The organism is Pseudomonas sp. S2_A05 (genome assembly GCF_054668485.1).
Window position 1 is genome coordinate 1309674 of sequence record NZ_CP162775.1, and the last position, 15638, is coordinate 1325311.

Here is a 15638-nt window from a genome sequence, read left to right on the forward strand (position 1 = left end):
CAGTCGTACCTGTACAAGCATTTTCAAGGTACGGCGCAATGGATAAGACAATCACCGTGGATCAACTGGCAACCACTGATCTTGGATCAATCAACGAGATATGGCTCGGCGGGACCCATACCCAGTTATGCCTATGGCGTGCTGAACAAGTCTTCACCCACGAAATGCTCAGCGAGGGAACCCATGATCAGAATGTTCGACGCCTGTGCTTGCAGTTGGTTGACCCTGACGATCGAGATGCAGTGGCCCGTGTTGAGGCGGTAGCGCGCGAACGACTCGAAGAAATGGGCAAGCAGGGCGAGTTTTACCCGGCCGAGGAGGCGGACACTCGTCAATAGCCGCTCCGCATCTGATGAAAAGCGCTGCTGCTAAAGCAGCGCCTCAAGCGTGCTCTTCAACCCTGCGCACATCCCCCAAGGAATCACGCTGCATCGACTGCAAATTCTTTTCAATGGTTTCGCACAGCGCTTCCATCTGAATCTGGTGTTCGCTGTGGCGAAACGGACTTTGCAGATCGGTGCCGATGCGCTCGATGGCCAGCAGCATGAACCCGACCACAGTCGACGCCAGCGGCGTGAACCAGCCGAGGGATTCCACCAGACCTATCGGGACGATCAGGCAGAACAGCGAAATGAACAGCCGTGGGAAATACACATAAGGGTAGGGCAGCGGGGTGTTGGCGATCCGCTCCATGCCGCCTTGGCTGTTGGACAGATCCACCAGCGTCGACTCAAGCCGCGCCAGGCGAATACTGTCCAGATGCCCGGCCTTGTATTCGCGAGCGAGCAGAGTCGCCGAGCCGGTGAGGATATCGTTGGCAAAGTTATTGGTCGTGCCGCTGCGGGCAAATTCTTCGGCGGGAATAAACGCTCGCACCTCGTCGGGACACGGCTGACCTTGCAGATGCGCGGCGAGGCAATTTACGTAGGCCACGTGGCGGCGCAACAGCGTGGATTTGACCGGATTAACCTCGCCACCAGCGTCGTCCAGCAGCGTCAGCACCTGCCTGGCAAAGCTGCGGGAATTGTTGATCATCGACCCCCACAGCGTCCGCGCCTCCCACCAGCGGTTGTAAGCGCTGCTGTTGCGAAAACTGATCAACACGATCAACGCCGAACCGAGCAAGGTCAGCGGCATCAACGGCAGGTTCAGCTTGGCGTTGAGAAATAGCATGAAGTCGACGGTGACGGCGATGTCCCAGAGCAGCAACCAGAACAAAGACCAGCCCACGTAACCCAGGGTCTTGATGATCAGACGGTATTTTTTGACGATGGCAGCTTTCAAACGGAAACCTCGTGGCGAGCAGTTTGCTTAAACGCTTAAGCTCGGACGATGCCTGGCACCGGCAGTTCCCTGGTGGGGCGGTCAGCCGTCAGTCAGTCTGCAAAGTCTGGCCCTGTGCATGGCGAATGCTTTCAAGAAATATCCTCGTCTCTCGATTGGATCGCAGATGAACCACCCGGCAAGCCGATGGCGCCGTTGACACGAATTGGCGCATTTTGGCTCGCGAGGTTTTTCTCGTCCGCCACATGAACTTTAGAAACTCCGGCAGGTTCGCCAGCTGTTCGGGGCAGTTTTCCGGCAAGTCGGGCCGAGACTGACCGTGGTTGAGCAGCGTTCTACGCAGGACGCGCAAGAATCGAAGCGGTGGCGAACGATCGATCCAGATCAGCAGATCTGCACGGGCGACGCGATTTTCCCAAGTTGTCGAATGGCCACCTTCGAATATCCAGCGATCACGCGCCTCGACCTCCAGGCAGAGTCGGGTCTTCTCATCCGGGCTTCGCTCGATCCAGCCTGGCTGCCAGTGGATCGTGTCGATATGCACGACCGGCAACCCCGTGCGCTTACCCAGCTTGCGCGCCAACGTACTTTTGCCAGACCCAGGCTGACCAACAATCATCACCCGTTGCATCGAAGCTCCTTCTCGCTCTGCAAGCTGATTTTTTGGGCGGGGGATTCTACGGCAATGCCTGTATCAGTCAATGACCGTTGAACGCTAGGCGGGGTTTTGCCGCGCCGCCGACAAACTGGCTCGGCGGTCCGCCCGTTCGCCGAGTCGCCATCCCAGCAGACCCCAGAGCAGTGCACACAGCGCGCCGACCAACGCTGCCATGCCTGCACCTTGGCTGATGGCGTCCAGCGCGCTTTTCGCCCAGGCACTGATGGCGTCGCCGGCGCGGTAGACCACGGTGTCGATGAAGTTCTTTGCCTTGTACTTGCTTTCGGCATCGAGCGGGGCGAACAGCATCTCCCGGCCTGGGCGCACGAAGGCGTATTCACCGATGCGGCGCACGATCATCAGCGCGGCGATCAGGCCAAAGCCGGGGGCGAAGATCAGTCCGATAAACCCGGCACACATGACCAGCGGCACCATGGCCAACAGCACGCCGACGCCGAGCCTTTGCGCGAGGCGTCCAGTGATGAACAGCTGACAGAGCAGGGCGCCCGCCTGCACGACAAAGTCGATGATGCCGAACACGCGCACCTGCGCCTCGCGGTCCGGGAAGTGTTCGGCGACGACGCGTGCCTGCTCGAAGTAAAGGAAGGTGGAGACTGTCGCCAGCAGCACCACAAAACCGCAGATGCCGAGCAGATAGGGTGATTTCAGAACGGCCGTCATACCGCTGAACGGATTGCCCGGCAACGGCCTGCGAGGGCTTTCGCTCGGCGCGGCATCGGGGCGTCCTGCGCCACCCCGTTCACGCCAGCGCATCAACTGGCGCTTGAACCACATCGCAGCGCCGAGCAGAACAGCGGCCAGCAGCATCAGGCCGGACTCCCCCAGCGGACCGATCAGCAAGGCGCTCAGCGCAGGGCCACTCAGGCCGCCGACGCTGGCGCCCGCCGCGATGAACGCGAACAGGCGTTTGGCCTGGGCACTGTCGAATACATCGGCCATCAGGCTCCAGGCGACCGATACGACAAACAGGTTGTAGACCGATATCCACACGTAAAACACGCGCGCCAGCCAAGCGCTTTCTTCGCCGAGGAACAAGGCGGCGAACAACAGCAGGTTGGTGCAGAAGAATCCGTACACCCAGTCCACGAAATGCAGGCGCGGCACGCGTGCGCTGAGCCAGGCGAACAGCGGAACGGCCGTCAGCATGACCAGGAAGGTCGCGGTGAACAGCCACTGCAAGTTCTCGACGCCGGCAGTGATGCCCATCGATTCGCGGATCGGGCGGAGCATGAAATAGCCGGCGAACAGGCAAACGAACAGCAGAAAACCGTTGAGCGCAGGGCGCAGCTCGTGAGCCTCGGCATTGATGATGGCGCCGGCGCGGTGGGCGAGAAGAGACGTATCCATGTTGCGCTCCTGTGGGAGTGGCGGGGCAATGGCACGGAGCCTGCCCGTGCCAGCGGGCTCAGCGATAGGTGACGCCGGTCAGTCGCTCAGAGAGTTGCCACAGTGTGGCCGAATTCGAGCGATCGGCAGCGGCCGGCGGCATCTTGGCGAAGCCCAGCGGCCCGCGCTTCTCGTTATCACCGGTGGGGCCGTAGTAGGCGCCGCCGACAGCCTCCAGCGCCGTCGCCGCATATAAGGTGGGCAGCGCGCCCTGCGCTGCGGAATGATACATGTCCCGCTCTACAGCCCATTGTTTGCCGAATTGACTGTCCAGGCCAGGCCCCCGGGCGATCAGTTCGGTCACGGCAACGCCGGGGTGAGCGGCGATGCTGCGTATTCCCCAACCGGCGGCATCGCTGCGCTGCTGCAGCTCGATACTCCACTTGAGTATCGCCAGTTTCGATTGGCTGTAGCTGGCAAAGGGGTCGTAACTGCGCTCAGCTTGCAGGTCATCGAAGTTCAGGCTTGCGCGCCCGGCGGCGATGCTCGACAGGCTGACCACCCGACCATCGTCGCTTTTGCGTAGCAGGGGCATCAGCAGGCCGGTCAGGGCGAAATGCCCCAGGTAATTGGTCGCCAATTGCATCTCGTAGCCATCGGCGGAAACGCCTCGAACAGGCGGCGACATGATCGCGGCATTGTTGATCAGCACGTCGAGCCTCGGCAGGCGACCTTGCAGACGGTTGGCGAGGTCGCGCACCGATTGCAGATTGGCAAGGTCCAGCGTTTCGAATTGCACGCGCGCCTCGGGCACGGCTTGCTTGATGTTTGCGATCGCTTCGCGGCCGCGCTCGGCGTTGCGTGCGGCGATGATCACCTCGGCACCGGCGCGCGTCAGGGCCAGCGCGTCTTCATAGCCCATGCCGCTGGTCCCTCCGGTCACCAGCACAATGCGGCCTTTCTGGCTGGGCATATCGTGGGTTGACCAGTCCGGCTTCGGCTCCGTTCGGGGAGTCGCCTGCGCAGCCAGTGTGCCGGCCATCGCGGAAATGGCGAACAGCGTTCGGGCGGCCTTGAGGAGGCGTTGGGTCGCAGTATTGCTCGGCGTAGCGGGTGAATGGCTCATTGGGGAAATCTCATTCGCGGTACAGGTTCCCGGTTGGCGGGGCGAGTGAGCAGTATCGGTGTACGAATGCGCGAGGATAAGTCGGTCATTTGTGGATGGCCCGTACGGTATGGCGTACAGTCAGGCGCCTGCGGAGGAAGCATTCATGCGTAAACCAAACCTTACCGATGTGTCGATATTTGCTGCGGTGGTCGAGGCGGGGGGATTTCGTGCTGCCGCGCAAAAGCGAGGGCTGTCCGCCTCGTCGTTGAGCGACTGCATGCGCCGGCTGGAAAGCGACCTGGGCGTGCGCCTGCTCAATCGAACCACGCGCAGCGTCACGCCGACGGCGGCCGGCGAACGATTGCTCGAGCGCCTGCGCCCGGCCTTGCAAGAAATCGACGCCGCTTTCAACGATCTCGACGACGACGCTCAGCGCCCGGTCGGCACGCTAAAGCTCAATGTGCCGGTGCCGGTGGCACGCTTTCTGTTGCCCGACCTGCTGGCGCGTTTTCTGCGCCTTTATCCGGGGATCAGTGTCGAAGTCGTCATGGACAACACCTTTGTCGACGTCAATGCTGGCGGGTATGACGCCGGCGTGCGCTATGAAGAGAGCCTGGCCAAGGACATGATCGCCGTGCCCATCGGCCCGCGTCGCCAACGCTTCGTTGCAGCCGCCGCCCCGCGCTATCTGGCTGAACGAGGGACACCCACTCATCCCGAAGAACTGCCAGGCCATGACCTGCTTGGCCATCGGTTCGAGAGTGGCAAAGTCGGCGTATTCGAGTTCCATCGAGACGGCCGTATCGTGCGTATCCCGCCTCAGGGGCAACTGCTGACGTCGTCGCACGATCTGAAAATTCGCTCGGCCATCAACGGACTGGGCATCGTCTATACCTTCGAGGACTTCCTGCGCGAGCCGCTCTCCGATGGTCGACTGGTGCCGATTCTCGAGGACTGGTGGCAGGACTTCGACGGCCCGTTTCTTTACTACCACGGCCGCCGCCACATGCCTTCGCCGCTGAGGGCGTTTGTGGATTTTTTGCGGGGTGAACGGCAGCCGGCAGAGAACTCAGGCGTTGTCAGCGCCGTATCGTAAGGCCTGCACCAATCGTTGGACGACGTGGGCTTCAACGGCACCTTCATTGGCTCCCATCTCGAAACCCGCGCAACAGGCTGACGCGTCGCCATCGCAGACCCGGTAAACGGCAATGACACTGCCGGGTCCGCAACCCGTGTGTCCGCTCAGGGTCAATCCGCCCTCAATCGAACCCTGCATCAAACCAAGGCCGTACCCCGGAGCGATCCATGGGCGTCCTGGAATCGGCCCGCCCAAGGGTTTTGCTGTCTGCATTGCCTGAAGCAACGTCGAGGGAATGAGTTGGCCGGCGAGGAGTCGATCCAGCAATAACGCTGCTTGCGAGAGGGGGCCAATCAGCAAGCCGTGATAGACCCAGGCGGGGTCGTAGTTCAAGGTATTTCCACCTTGGCACTCCGTCAAATCGGCCCGCGTTTTAGCGAAGCGAACGCTCGAAAGACCTAATGGGATCAAGACGCGTCGGCGGATGGCCTCTTCAAGCGTCAGCTCAGTGAGCTGTTCAATAAGTCTCACGACGAAAAGGTAACCAACATTCGAGTAACGCCATCCGGTGCCAGGGCTGTATCGAAGTCGCGCACCCTCAAGACGTTGCATCATTTCAACCACCGGCCATGCGTCCTCATTGCCAGCGACGGCGGCGTGATACTCAGCCAGCTCGCCATAATCGGCGAGGCCTGCCTCATGCCGCAGCAACTGACGCAGCGTAAAAGGCTGGTTGAGAACTGGCTCGTCCAGTTCGATCAGACCGTCACGTACCAATGAAAGCGCGGTCGCTGCCAACACTGTTTTGGTAAAGCTCCACCATGGGGTTATGGGGTCTGAATGGTCGAGCTGGTGAGCCTGGCCATTCAATACAAGTGAGCTGGGCATTGGCTTTCCTTGGTTTTGACGAAGCGAGGGCTCGACACGATAGCTTGTCTGGACGGGTTATGGGGCTGTCGGGGTTTTTTGATTTTCCAGGATCTTCACCGTTATCCATTTGCATTGCCTGCCAGCAAGGTGCGCATTGCGACGGGCAGCAATCGGCCAAAAGCGGAGTTTGAGCGGAGCCTTCCGGCCATGAGCGGACTTTCGAATGAGTCTAAGAAATTTGTGGTAATTCAGATATCGGGTTCACGATGACACCAGTTGCGCACAGCTAAGCACCTCGGGCATAACCACCTGATAACGCTGCATTTTTTTCGGCGTAAAACTAGATGTTGGAAGGGAGCTTGGATTTTTTGAGGCGGGGCTACGGTTGAAAAATATGATCCGCTCCATAGGCGTGATCACATTCCTTGTGCTAGCTTCAAAATGCTTGTGGCATTAGGCCACGAGGTGGATCACAAGTTGTCAAGCCACCCATGATTGTTTATCAGCGGGATACAGATGGCGAACAACAGCATGCGGAATCTCTTCATTGAGAACCTCCGGATGTAATCGTGATACTGACACTATACGTCAACTCTAGCAATACGCGGCCTAGTCTGAAAAGATGGATAATGTTTAGAGCATTAAGTTTAGCCGGTGGGGCGGTTTAGGGATTGCCGCCATCCTAGTCCCACCGGTTGGCTTATCAAGGTGTGAGCATGGACGAGTTGCCCCGGTACAAGCCTAGAAAGTATCTTCACTTTGACCGTCCTGTTGGACAGAAAGCCGCTCTGGATTACGTGTCTTCTCCTCAGAAAGTCGCAGCTCATTCGTTTTATCCCTTTATCACCTACAATTCAGTGATTCTGAAGTATCGTTTAGATAAAGATAGTGGGATGTTCGTAAAGACTCCCAAGCCTAGGCCAATCAGTTACTCGGCTCACTTAGACTCGCACGTATATGCCTACTACTGCTTCGTTCTAAGCCAACTATATGAAAAGGAGCTAGTGCGGCGTGGTTTGCATACGTCAGTATTAGCTTTTCGCTCTATTGATGGAAAAAGTAATATTCATTTTGCACATGATGCGTTCTGCGAGATCAAGGCTAAGGGAGAGTGCTGCGTTCTTGCATTCGATGTTGAAAAGTTCTTTGATCGCCTTGATCATTCACGATTGAAGGCTGCTTGGGCGAAGTTACTAGGAGTCGGGAAACTTCCGACGGACCATTTTGCGGTTTTCAAGTCGATCACAAAGAGCTCTCGCGTCGAAAAAGTTGCCCTCTATAATAAGCTCGGTGTATCGATCCATAACCCTCGAGTTGAGGATAAACGTCTCTGCTCGGCCCAGCGATTCCGTGATGATGTGAGAGGTGGAGGACTTCTTGCTACCAACCCCGAGTCACGAGGCATTCCGCAAGGATCTCCAATAAGTGCGCTCCTATCCAATATCTATATGTTGGAGTTTGATCTCGCATTGCTTTCCAAGTTATCCTTGACAGAATCGGTCTTCTATCGCTATTGCGACGACATACTCGTCATATGTGATGCGGAAAAAGAAGATGAAATTTATGAATTTGTAAATGATGAAGTTAGAAAATTAGGGTTGAATTTACAGGAGAAAAAAACGGAAATTAGACAATTTTCCTTTGACGCGGCTGGCAAGCTTCGCTCTGATAAGCCGGTACATTACCTTGGCTTTTCGTTTGATGGGCAACGTGAGCATATTCGATCATCATCGATAACAAGATACTATAAAAAACTTCGGAAGCGTATTTGGGTAAGTAAGAAAGCCATGGACCGTTGCAATGAACTCCGGGCTGGAAGGGGGAGCTTCCGCGAGAGCTTTTCCTTCGTACGATCTATAGGGGGTATAGCTACCGGGGCGCAGAAACTTCATTTCATATGGGTTCAGGGCTGCAAATATTATGGATTCTGAATCAATTAGAAAGCAGTTGTGCTCTCATTGGAAGAAACTAAACAAGTTGTTAGCCGATGTTAGGTCAAGTGATCAATAAAGATATTTGAATTGGTTCAGAGTTAGCGGTTATCTGGCCGATGATGAGTTGCAGGAATGCAACTCACCCCTCAAGTTACACCGACTGTTAACCAGTCTCGACGAGGGCGGCGTATATTAATCAATTTTATCGCTATCAATTCTTGGATTTTGAGTAAGATCGGCTGAGTCAGCGCTGGAGTTAAATTCAAATTTCTTATCACCCAAAGTAATGATCGTTTTACACCCTAATTTCATTAACTCGAAGCCAATGTGGAATGGTTTTTCTGAGGAAGATGGCATATAAGAAATATACACATCAACGTTCTGGTAAAAGCATAACTTTACTAGAAAAATCCCGAATTTATCTGGCTCTGTATATTGATAATAAAAGACTGCCGGATTGTCTCCATGCTTAGTCTTGTCGGCGAGTTCCAGGCTTGCCTTTTCTTTAATGAAAGCTTTGAATGCTTTCGGGTTGGGTACATTTGTGTGAAGGAATCCTAATAGTGCCTTGGTGGTACCAACAAAACTGGCCTTAAAATGATGTCTGTGTATGCCATAGGCAATATGTGTAAAGCAGTCAATAAGACGTTTATAATCTGGGGTTCCCCAAAGTACGTCGATAAACTTATTTTCGTTGCCGAGCCGAATGAGCCGTTTCTTAAGGAAAACCTTTTCTAATAGCTTGTAAGACGTGCGCTTTAGAGCTCTTTGGATTTTTCCATTGTAATGTTCATAACCGATGGAATTATTCCCAAGAATCCCCGCAATACTCACCATCAGAAATTCATCGTCATCAGACTTTTTACAATTGTGCTCCTCGCAAGAAGGTACTGTAATTAAGTTTAATCTTAAATCAATGCCGGCATCCTTTAACTCAGGAAACAGACATCTTGGAGGTACGTGCTCGACAGTGATGCCCGGTTTTTCACACATGTAGCATAATTCAGACATAGTGCCTCACTGCCTATAAACTTTATGACAAGGTAGTTGATGCGCGCATTATTAAAGGGCAGGAGCCTACCATTCAAATTGATGCTGTAATCGCCGACCAAAAGAAGTGCTCCGACCTTACCAAGGTCTGATCGTCGCGAATCTAAAATTCTATAATCGCAATCAATAAGGGAATTTAATCCCCGGAAGATTTGGAATATCCCTTCGAAAAACAAAATCCAAATGAGGTATTTCAACCTCTCCTTTTTTAGAACAGCACTGCCCGAACTTGCCTCCCCCTTTGCAAGGACAATCAGAATCCAGCCCGACACGGAAAAACATATCAATTGGAAATTTTCTTGTCGTCCTAATAACATCCCACTCCTCAAAAGCCTCTTCCAAAACAGCCATGAGGTGTTCCAGTACGGAAAAATCCAAAGTCTCATCATTATGAACAACAGAGTATTTTTGGACCGGTTTTGACACAATAGATATCTCTTTAAGCACGATATCATGTGCAACATGAACGCATAGTTTTCCGTTGTATATTTTACCTTTCGCATGAGAGCATCTAGAGCGAGGGCGAATTTTATGGTCACAGATACCGCAAGAGTAATACCCAACAACCATGCCAGGGCTTGAAAACACACAATAAGGGTAAAGTGATTGCAGATTAGAAATTTGATGATTTATGAAAAATATATTTTTATTCAGACAGAACTCTTCACTCGAGTTTCGTAGGACAAACTGACACTTAACCTCGCATCGTTCTAAGTCGTACCATGCCTCTCTGTACTCCTTACGCTTTATTTTGTGAAACGCCTCTATGTAGATCAGCGTAAGCTGGAGAGCTTCTGATTCTCTCCAGCAATTGTTTGCACGCTCTTCGTCCCCTGCAACAACAGCTTGCGCCTTAACTTTTTCCAGCTCACTCAAGGCCCATTTAATGTCTGGATTTTTTGTGTGTTCCAGCGTGGTCAGCTCAAATTTCATTTTCGAGTTCCTTGATAGCAGTGAAAACTTTATCTAGTTTTTCAACCTTGCCATCAAAGCTAATGGAGACTGTTGAGCCGCTTTTTCTTTCGATAATAAGCTTTAAGGAGATCCCATCATCTTTCTGGGCTTTGAGCTTATCATATATGTAAGATGACATAAGATTGGTTAGTATTGGCAGAACAATGCTAGAAACAAAAAATGTTCCAATCCAAAAGTCTGCCCCGTGCAGGCTTAGCTCTTTATAGTTCTCATCCGTAGAGTAGATCTCAGTATCGACATTGTTATCATTGAGGTAATCAAGTGTGTCCAGACTTCCCGCGTAAAATTCATCTACTGTTCCGTGTGACGGTAAAATGATTAAACTTTTTTCTTTGATAATTTCTGCCAATGACTGGGGTGCATTGCGCACTAATTCTTCCCGCGTCAGCGACTCTTCCTTTACCTCAAAATGGTCACTTTTTTCCAATATAGACATTTTACAGAGCACTCCTTTCCATGATTTCGCAGGCCTTGGGTAATAGTATGCTATCTAAAACACTTTGGTAATGGCCATTGCGCATTAGCTGTGATCGCAAGCCGCTCATCGATAGTCAGTCTCCTTATGACACTCAAAATTGCATACGCCTGCTCATCCGGAGTTATATCTGGTACACGCTGCGCAGCCGGCAGCTTGGTGAGCTTTGCGCGGAAGCTTCAGATGAACGACCGTTTCTGGACTGAAGACCATGGGCCGAACGTCCGCTTTTGGCCGAAAGCCGACATTCGGTGACATCTCTATCTCCGTATTTCTTGCAGCTTGTTGCGAGCAGATCCTCCAGTCGATCCTGGCGGGCTTATCTATTCAAGATCTCCCGCTTTAAGCGGAATTCGCCTGATAACGTCGTCATAAGGCACCAGATCGAGAAAGGCAATGACTTCAACTGCCTGCAGATTTCGCATGCGCATGATCCATACGTAGCTGTTGCGATAAGGCGCGCCGTCGGCTGCGGTGGCGGTGCCGTTCCAGTGCACAACGACGTCATCGCCTTCAGCCCAGATATCCGTCACCGTCGGGCGAACGGGCGAGGCGAGCCGTTTTGCGAAAGGGTGGACTGCGCGTTTTAGGAAGTCATCTCGGCCCCGATAAGTACCTGCCGAGGGGCTCGTCCCCTTGATTGTCCAGGTCACGTCGGGAGACAGCACATCTGTGAAGAACGTCCGGCCGCCTTGAGCCCACTGGTTGAACGCTTGCGCGATGAATTGGCGATTGCGTTCCGTCGGATCGTTGGCTCCGGCGGGCGCCGGCCCTGCGATGAGTGTGGTGAGGACCAGTGCTAGCGCTGTAGAGAGGCGTTGAACAAGCGTCATTTCCTGTGCTCCTTAATCTGTCCGATGAGCCCCGTCGAGTTGGATGGGCCGTTGTTGTTATCTGAGAGCCGCTAGTTGCGTTCCCACACGCCGTTGTTCTATATGAGGCATTGGCAAGAACCGGCGCGGGTTTGGCCAGCAGTATCTCTGGGCCTCATCTGAAGTGTGACTTACGAGCGGAGGAGGGCTGTTGCAGGATCGTCCTGATTTCTTGCTTGATCATCCGATACCAGATGCCTATCCGCCGCATCGTCACGTTATGGAGTTGTGTTTGAATTCCCTTTCAAAGCTTGTCGATATCATTGGTCGTCACGTCCGGGATGACGGCATTCACAGCACCGCGATCCCGGGTATCAGCCTGATTCGCTCGGCTACGCCCACGATGCCTATGCCGGTGGTGTACGAGCCGACACTCTGCCTTGTCGCTCAGGGACGTAAACAAGCGATGCTGGGTACTACCGTCTATGTTTACGATCCGGCCAAGTACCTGATTGCATCGGTAGACCTTCCGGTGATGGGCTCGGTCATCGAGGCGAGTGAGGCTGTTCCCTATCTGTGCCTGGCGCTGGATCTCGATACCGCTGTGTTGAGTGAACTTGCGCTGCGCCATCCGCTAAGAGAAGAGAGCGTCAGTGCACCGCCGGCAGGCATTACGCTCAACGATACGACTCCAGAACTGTTGGATGCAGCGGTTCGACTCGCGGGGCTGCTCGACAGACCGCGGGATATCGAAGCGCTCGCTCCGCTGGTGATTCGCGAAATGCTTTATCGCCTTCTCACCGAGAACGGCAACAGCATCATCAGGCAGATGGCACAAGCAGACAGCCGCTTGAACCAGATCGCCAAGGCCATTGCCTGGCTCCGCAGCCACTACAACGAAGCGTGTCGGATAGATGAACTCGTCGAAGTCGCCGGCATGAGCCGTTCTTCGTTTCATGCGCATTTCAAGGCGATCACCTCGATGAGCCCGCTGGAGTTTCGTAACCAGTTGCGGCTACAGGAAGCACGCCGGCTGATGGTCACCGAAGCGGTCGATGCCGCAGAGGCGGGATATACGGTCGGTTATGAAAGCCCCTCGCAGTTCAGTCGGGACTACGCCCGTCTGTTCGGCATGCCACCGGCGAAGGACGCCTGGCGGCTGCGCACGGACATTTGTGGAATTTGAATCCAGCACTTTTCTTCACGCAGAAAAAACGAGGCCGCATTTGCGGCCTCGTTTTCCATGTGTTCCGGACTACTGTTTGACGCTCAGGTAATCGCCGGTCGTGGCTGGATGACGACTCTTCGCCGTGAGAACGATGGACGTCCTGAGCGATCTCCCAGGCTGGCTGCCCCGAGGTGGCTGGCAACGAATAGGTATGCCCGGCCCAGGCCATGAACATGGCGAGAGCAAGCGCGATTACTACCGTCGTTGTCAGTGTTTTGCTGTACATGGTGTTAAAGGTTTCAACTCGTCGACAGGGCGCTCAAGCGATTTGCCTAATCCCCCCGGGGGGATACGATGCCAGCGTAATTCATCGAGCCCTGAGACTCAACTCATGAGTGAACACGAACACGACCACAGCCATCCCCACACCCACCAAAGTCATGAGGCGATCATCAAACGCCTCAAACGGGCGGACGGGCATTTGCGCGGCATCATCACCATGATCGAAGAAGGGCGTCAGTGCGTGGATATCGCCCAGCAGCTTCATGCGGTTGAGAAAGCGATCTGCCAGGCCAAACGCACGCTCATCCAGGATCACATCGACCACTGCCTCGAAGATACCGTTTCGGCGCTAGGCAATGGCGAGCGCGCACCGCTGGAAGCCTTCAAACAAATCACCAAGTACCTTTAGGTCTGACATGCCCGATTTCGCTGAACTGTTGCAGCAAGGCGGGGCTCACGCCTGGCTGTATTTCCCGAGCGCGATTCTGCTCGGCGCCTTGCATGGCCTGGAGCCAGGTCATTCGAAAACCATGATGGCGGCCTTCATCGTGGCCATCCGTGGCTCGGTCAAACAGGCTGTTTTGTTGGGGTTGGCCGCAACGCTTTCGCACACCGCCGTGGTGTGGCTGGTCGCCATCGGCGGCATGTACCTGGGCAAAGGCACTGGATGCTGAAACCACTGAGCCGTATTTCCAGCTTGCGTCTGCTGCACTGATCATCGCGATCGCCCTGTGGATGCTGTGGCGTACCTGGCGCGGTGAGCAGATGTTCAAGTTCGAGCAAAGCGATGATCACCATCACGGCGAACACGACCATGGTCATCATGATGAAACGCACCGAATAGATACCGGCCATGGCCGTGTTGAACTGTCGATCTTCGAGGAAGGCCTGCCACCGCACTGGCGCTTGAAGACCTTGAGCGGACACGCCTGGGCAGCCTCGGATGTTCGCCTGACCACGACGCGTCCGGACGGCAGCAGCCAATCGTTCGCGTTCGTCGAGCGCGAAGGCTTTCTGCAGTCGACGGTGGATATTCCGGAACCGCACGAGTTCAGCGCTCGCTTGAGCCTTGGACATGCCGGGCATTCGCATGATTACGACCTGACGTTCCAGGAGCATGATCACGGGCATGCGCATTCCGAACTCGAAGGCCTGGAGCTGTCGATTGATGGCTATCAGGATGCGCACGAACGTGCTCATGCCAACGACATCCGTAAGCGCTTCACCAACCGCGAAGTGACCACGGGTCAGATCGTCATGTTCGGGCTGACTGGCGGCCTGATTCCCTGTCCGGCTGCCATCACTGTTCTGTTGCTGTGCCTGCAAGTCAAAGAAGTCGCGCTCGGCGGCATGCTCGTCCTGTGTTTCAGTATCGGCCTGGCGCTGACTTTGGTCACTGTCGGTGCCGCAGCAGCCATCGGTGCCAGACAGGCTTCCAATCGCTGGCCGTGGCTGGGAACCGTGGCGCGCCGCGCTCCTTACCTGTCCAGCGTGCTGATCATTGGCGTTGGCCTGTATGTCGGCTTTCATGGCTGGATTGGCCTGAGCGCATAAGGCCGTTTGCGCACAGCGGTGGCACTGATGCAAAGGGTTGCCATCGCAACCATAAAACCAACGACAACGACAACGACTACCACTGCCACTGACGAGCAAAAAGCCCAGCGCAAGGCTGGGCTATCGAGGAGCGCGATGGGGGCGAGGCATTAGCGAACGCCTGCATCCGCAGAATTACTCGACCGGCACGACGTTATCCAACGCCTGATTAACCGCGAGCTCGCCAAGCATCACCACTTGCGCGATACCTTGCAGTGTCTTGCGCGCAGATCCTTCAACCATCCCGATCACATCACTCAACATCACCGAAGCCGAGCCCAGCGATTCGCTGGCGTTGACCAGCAGTTCTTCAGTGGCGGTTTTCGGGTTGGCGAGGAACATGCTGCTGGTCTGGTAGGGCGTGGTTTTGATGGTGTCGCTGGGTTTGAGGTAGTGGTCGAGGGCGCGGTCGGCAGCTTCGTGGAGTTTTTTGAGTCGAGGGATTCGTAGGGGGAGGTTGCGTCCGACTGTGGCGGGTTTGGCGTGACTTTGAACATGGTGAAGCTCCATATGTGACCAAGGGAGCCATCACTCTCGCTACCAAACGAAGGGTGGTGGCCATACGAAGGTTGGTAGACCGGCCCACATGGAAAAACCGGCGCGCTCGAAAACGCCCTGCGCATGGCCACCATAAAACCGATGCGAAAGCATCTGCATAGAATGACGTTATGCGCCATGTGGAAAGCGGGCTACCAAACCCGATCACTGGTTTTCAGTGACCGGCCAACGATAGAACCACGGCCCGAGGCGCACAAGCCGGCGGATTCTGGCGTAGTCGTAGGCAATGGCGCAAGGCGTTGTAGCTTGCTGGAACAGTCTGGATGTCGGTTTTAAACGGGGTGTTTAGGGAATTGGTTTTGGCTGATGTTTTGTGTTGATCGGGCTGGGGTCTTCGCGAGCAGGCTCGCTCCCACAGGTGTCGAGTTGGCAACGTTTACAGCGTCGTGCCAGTCGGGCGGTCACACATTTTGAACTTTGCTTTCGGCGCCATTTCCATTGTTTGA

General features: G+C 54.8%; 16 protein-coding genes and 1 pseudogene. 7 read left to right on the forward strand and 10 right to left on the reverse strand.

Translation table 11 applies throughout. The features are described 5' to 3' along the window. Positions 1 to 38 precede the first annotated feature (38 nt). Positions 39 to 338, forward strand: a complete 300-nt coding sequence (locus AB4O12_RS06030) for a hypothetical protein (RefSeq protein ID WP_236169219.1) — start codon at positions 39 to 41, stop codon at positions 336 to 338. A 43-nt stretch (positions 339 to 381) separates the two neighbouring features. Here the strand turns inward: AB4O12_RS06030 and AB4O12_RS06035 are convergent, their stop codons facing one another. From AB4O12_RS06035 to AB4O12_RS06050, 4 genes are all read right to left on the reverse strand, one after another. Beyond that, entirely contained in the window at positions 382 to 1284 is a 903-nt protein-coding gene (locus AB4O12_RS06035) for a bestrophin family protein (protein ID WP_056784990.1), read from the reverse strand. Between the two features lie 88 nt (positions 1285 to 1372). After that, positions 1373 to 1915: an AAA family ATPase gene (locus AB4O12_RS06040; protein WP_150635604.1), complete on the reverse strand. Its 543-nt coding sequence runs from the start codon at positions 1913 to 1915 to the stop codon at positions 1373 to 1375. 84 nt (positions 1916 to 1999) lie between these two features. After that, positions 2000 to 3310, reverse strand: coding sequence for an NTP/NDP exchange transporter (locus AB4O12_RS06045; protein WP_460060795.1), 1311 nt, complete (start codon positions 3308 to 3310; stop codon positions 2000 to 2002). A 58-nt stretch (positions 3311 to 3368) separates the two neighbouring features. Continuing rightward, positions 3369 to 4415: an SDR family oxidoreductase gene (locus AB4O12_RS06050; RefSeq protein ID WP_460060797.1), complete on the reverse strand. Its 1047-nt coding sequence runs from the start codon at positions 4413 to 4415 to the stop codon at positions 3369 to 3371. A 145-nt stretch (positions 4416 to 4560) separates the two neighbouring features. On the opposite strand from AB4O12_RS06050, the gene AB4O12_RS06055 reads away from it, so the two are divergent. Beyond that, positions 4561 to 5493 (forward strand): LysR family transcriptional regulator, encoded by a 933-nt coding sequence (locus tag AB4O12_RS06055; RefSeq protein ID WP_460060800.1) that lies wholly within the window; start codon positions 4561 to 4563, stop codon positions 5491 to 5493. Here AB4O12_RS06055 and AB4O12_RS06060 read toward each other — a convergent pair. After that, positions 5467 to 6363: a serine hydrolase domain-containing protein gene (locus tag AB4O12_RS06060; RefSeq protein WP_460060803.1), complete on the reverse strand. Its 897-nt coding sequence runs from the start codon at positions 6361 to 6363 to the stop codon at positions 5467 to 5469. The two genes, AB4O12_RS06055 and AB4O12_RS06060, sit on opposite strands and share 27 nt — an antisense overlap. Before the next feature lie 698 nt (positions 6364 to 7061). On the opposite strand from AB4O12_RS06060, the gene drt2 reads away from it, so the two are divergent. Next, positions 7062 to 8276 (forward strand): antiviral reverse transcriptase Drt2, encoded by a 1215-nt coding sequence (gene drt2, locus AB4O12_RS06065; protein WP_460060805.1) that lies wholly within the window; start codon positions 7062 to 7064, stop codon positions 8274 to 8276. 195 nt (positions 8277 to 8471) lie between these two features. On the opposite strand, the gene AB4O12_RS06070 is transcribed toward drt2, so the two are convergent. From AB4O12_RS06070 to AB4O12_RS06085, 4 genes are all read right to left on the reverse strand, one after another. Continuing rightward, positions 8472 to 9290: a hypothetical protein gene (locus tag AB4O12_RS06070; RefSeq protein WP_460060807.1), complete on the reverse strand. Its 819-nt coding sequence runs from the start codon at positions 9288 to 9290 to the stop codon at positions 8472 to 8474. 162 nt (positions 9291 to 9452) lie between these two features. Then, a complete protein-coding gene (locus AB4O12_RS06075) occupies positions 9453 to 10262 on the reverse strand; it encodes a hypothetical protein (protein ID WP_460060810.1) in 810 nt (269 codons plus the stop codon). Then, on the reverse strand, positions 10252 to 10740 hold the full coding sequence (locus AB4O12_RS06080) for a hypothetical protein (protein WP_460060812.1): 489 nt from the start codon (positions 10738 to 10740) through the stop codon (positions 10252 to 10254). Before AB4O12_RS06080 ends, AB4O12_RS06075 begins: the two co-directional genes overlap by 11 nt. Positions 10741 to 11102: 362 nt before the next feature. Beyond that, positions 11103 to 11612 (reverse strand): nuclear transport factor 2 family protein, encoded by a 510-nt coding sequence (locus AB4O12_RS06085; RefSeq protein ID WP_460060814.1) that lies wholly within the window; start codon positions 11610 to 11612, stop codon positions 11103 to 11105. A gap of 190 nt (positions 11613 to 11802) precedes the next feature. On the opposite strand from AB4O12_RS06085, the gene AB4O12_RS06090 reads away from it, so the two are divergent. The 4 genes from AB4O12_RS06090 to AB4O12_RS06105 all read left to right on the forward strand — a co-directional run bounded on the left by AB4O12_RS06090 (position 11803) and on the right by AB4O12_RS06105 (position 14595). Next, on the forward strand, positions 11803 to 12777 hold the full coding sequence (locus AB4O12_RS06090; protein ID WP_460060818.1) for an AraC family transcriptional regulator: 975 nt from the start codon (positions 11803 to 11805) through the stop codon (positions 12775 to 12777). 373 nt (positions 12778 to 13150) lie between these two features. Further along, on the forward strand, positions 13151 to 13450 hold the full coding sequence (locus AB4O12_RS06095) for a metal-sensing transcriptional repressor (protein WP_016774379.1): 300 nt from the start codon (positions 13151 to 13153) through the stop codon (positions 13448 to 13450). 7 nt (positions 13451 to 13457) lie between these two features. Then, positions 13458 to 13715 carry a HoxN/HupN/NixA family nickel/cobalt transporter gene (locus AB4O12_RS06100; RefSeq protein ID WP_460060820.1) on the forward strand — a complete coding sequence of 86 codons (258 nt, stop codon included), beginning with the start codon at positions 13458 to 13460 and terminating at the stop codon, positions 13713 to 13715. A 61-nt stretch (positions 13716 to 13776) separates the two neighbouring features. Continuing rightward, complete coding sequence (locus AB4O12_RS06105; protein WP_460060822.1) at positions 13777 to 14595, forward strand: nickel/cobalt efflux transporter; 819 nt, start codon at positions 13777 to 13779, stop codon at positions 14593 to 14595. 174 nt (positions 14596 to 14769) lie between these two features. Here AB4O12_RS06105 and AB4O12_RS06110 read toward each other — a convergent pair. Then, positions 14770 to 15131 (reverse strand): annotated as a pseudogene (locus AB4O12_RS06110) (DUF6124 family protein). Positions 15132 to 15638 lie beyond the last annotated feature (507 nt).

Bases quoted from the DNA above. Each gene is read 5' to 3' on its own strand.
- AB4O12_RS06100 (WP_460060820.1), top strand. From the start codon at position 13,458: ATGCCCGATTTCGCTGAACTGTTGCAGCAAGGCGGGGCTCACGCCTGG.
- AB4O12_RS06070 (WP_460060807.1), bottom strand. From the start codon at position 9,290: ATGTCTGAATTATGCTACATGTGTGAAAAACCGGGCATCACTGTCGAG.
- AB4O12_RS06050 (WP_460060797.1), bottom strand. From the start codon at position 4,415: ATGAGCCATTCACCCGCTACGCCGAGCAATACTGCGACCCAACGCCTC.
- AB4O12_RS06075 (WP_460060810.1), bottom strand. From the start codon at position 10,262: ATGAAATTTGAGCTGACCACGCTGGAACACACAAAAAATCCAGACATT.
- AB4O12_RS06030 (WP_236169219.1), top strand. From the start codon at position 39: ATGGATAAGACAATCACCGTGGATCAACTGGCAACCACTGATCTTGGA.
- AB4O12_RS06080 (WP_460060812.1), bottom strand. From the start codon at position 10,740: ATGTCTATATTGGAAAAAAGTGACCATTTTGAGGTAAAGGAAGAGTCG.
- AB4O12_RS06085 (WP_460060814.1), bottom strand. From the start codon at position 11,612: ATGACGCTTGTTCAACGCCTCTCTACAGCGCTAGCACTGGTCCTCACC.
- AB4O12_RS06095 (WP_016774379.1), top strand. From the start codon at position 13,151: ATGAGTGAACACGAACACGACCACAGCCATCCCCACACCCACCAAAGT.
- AB4O12_RS06105 (WP_460060822.1), top strand. From the start codon at position 13,777: ATGCTGTGGCGTACCTGGCGCGGTGAGCAGATGTTCAAGTTCGAGCAA.
- drt2 (WP_460060805.1), top strand. From the start codon at position 7,062: ATGGACGAGTTGCCCCGGTACAAGCCTAGAAAGTATCTTCACTTTGAC.
- AB4O12_RS06060 (WP_460060803.1), bottom strand. From the start codon at position 6,363: ATGCCCAGCTCACTTGTATTGAATGGCCAGGCTCACCAGCTCGACCAT.
- AB4O12_RS06055 (WP_460060800.1), top strand. From the start codon at position 4,561: ATGCGTAAACCAAACCTTACCGATGTGTCGATATTTGCTGCGGTGGTC.
- AB4O12_RS06040 (WP_150635604.1), bottom strand. From the start codon at position 1,915: ATGCAACGGGTGATGATTGTTGGTCAGCCTGGGTCTGGCAAAAGTACG.
- AB4O12_RS06045 (WP_460060795.1), bottom strand. From the start codon at position 3,310: ATGGATACGTCTCTTCTCGCCCACCGCGCCGGCGCCATCATCAATGCC.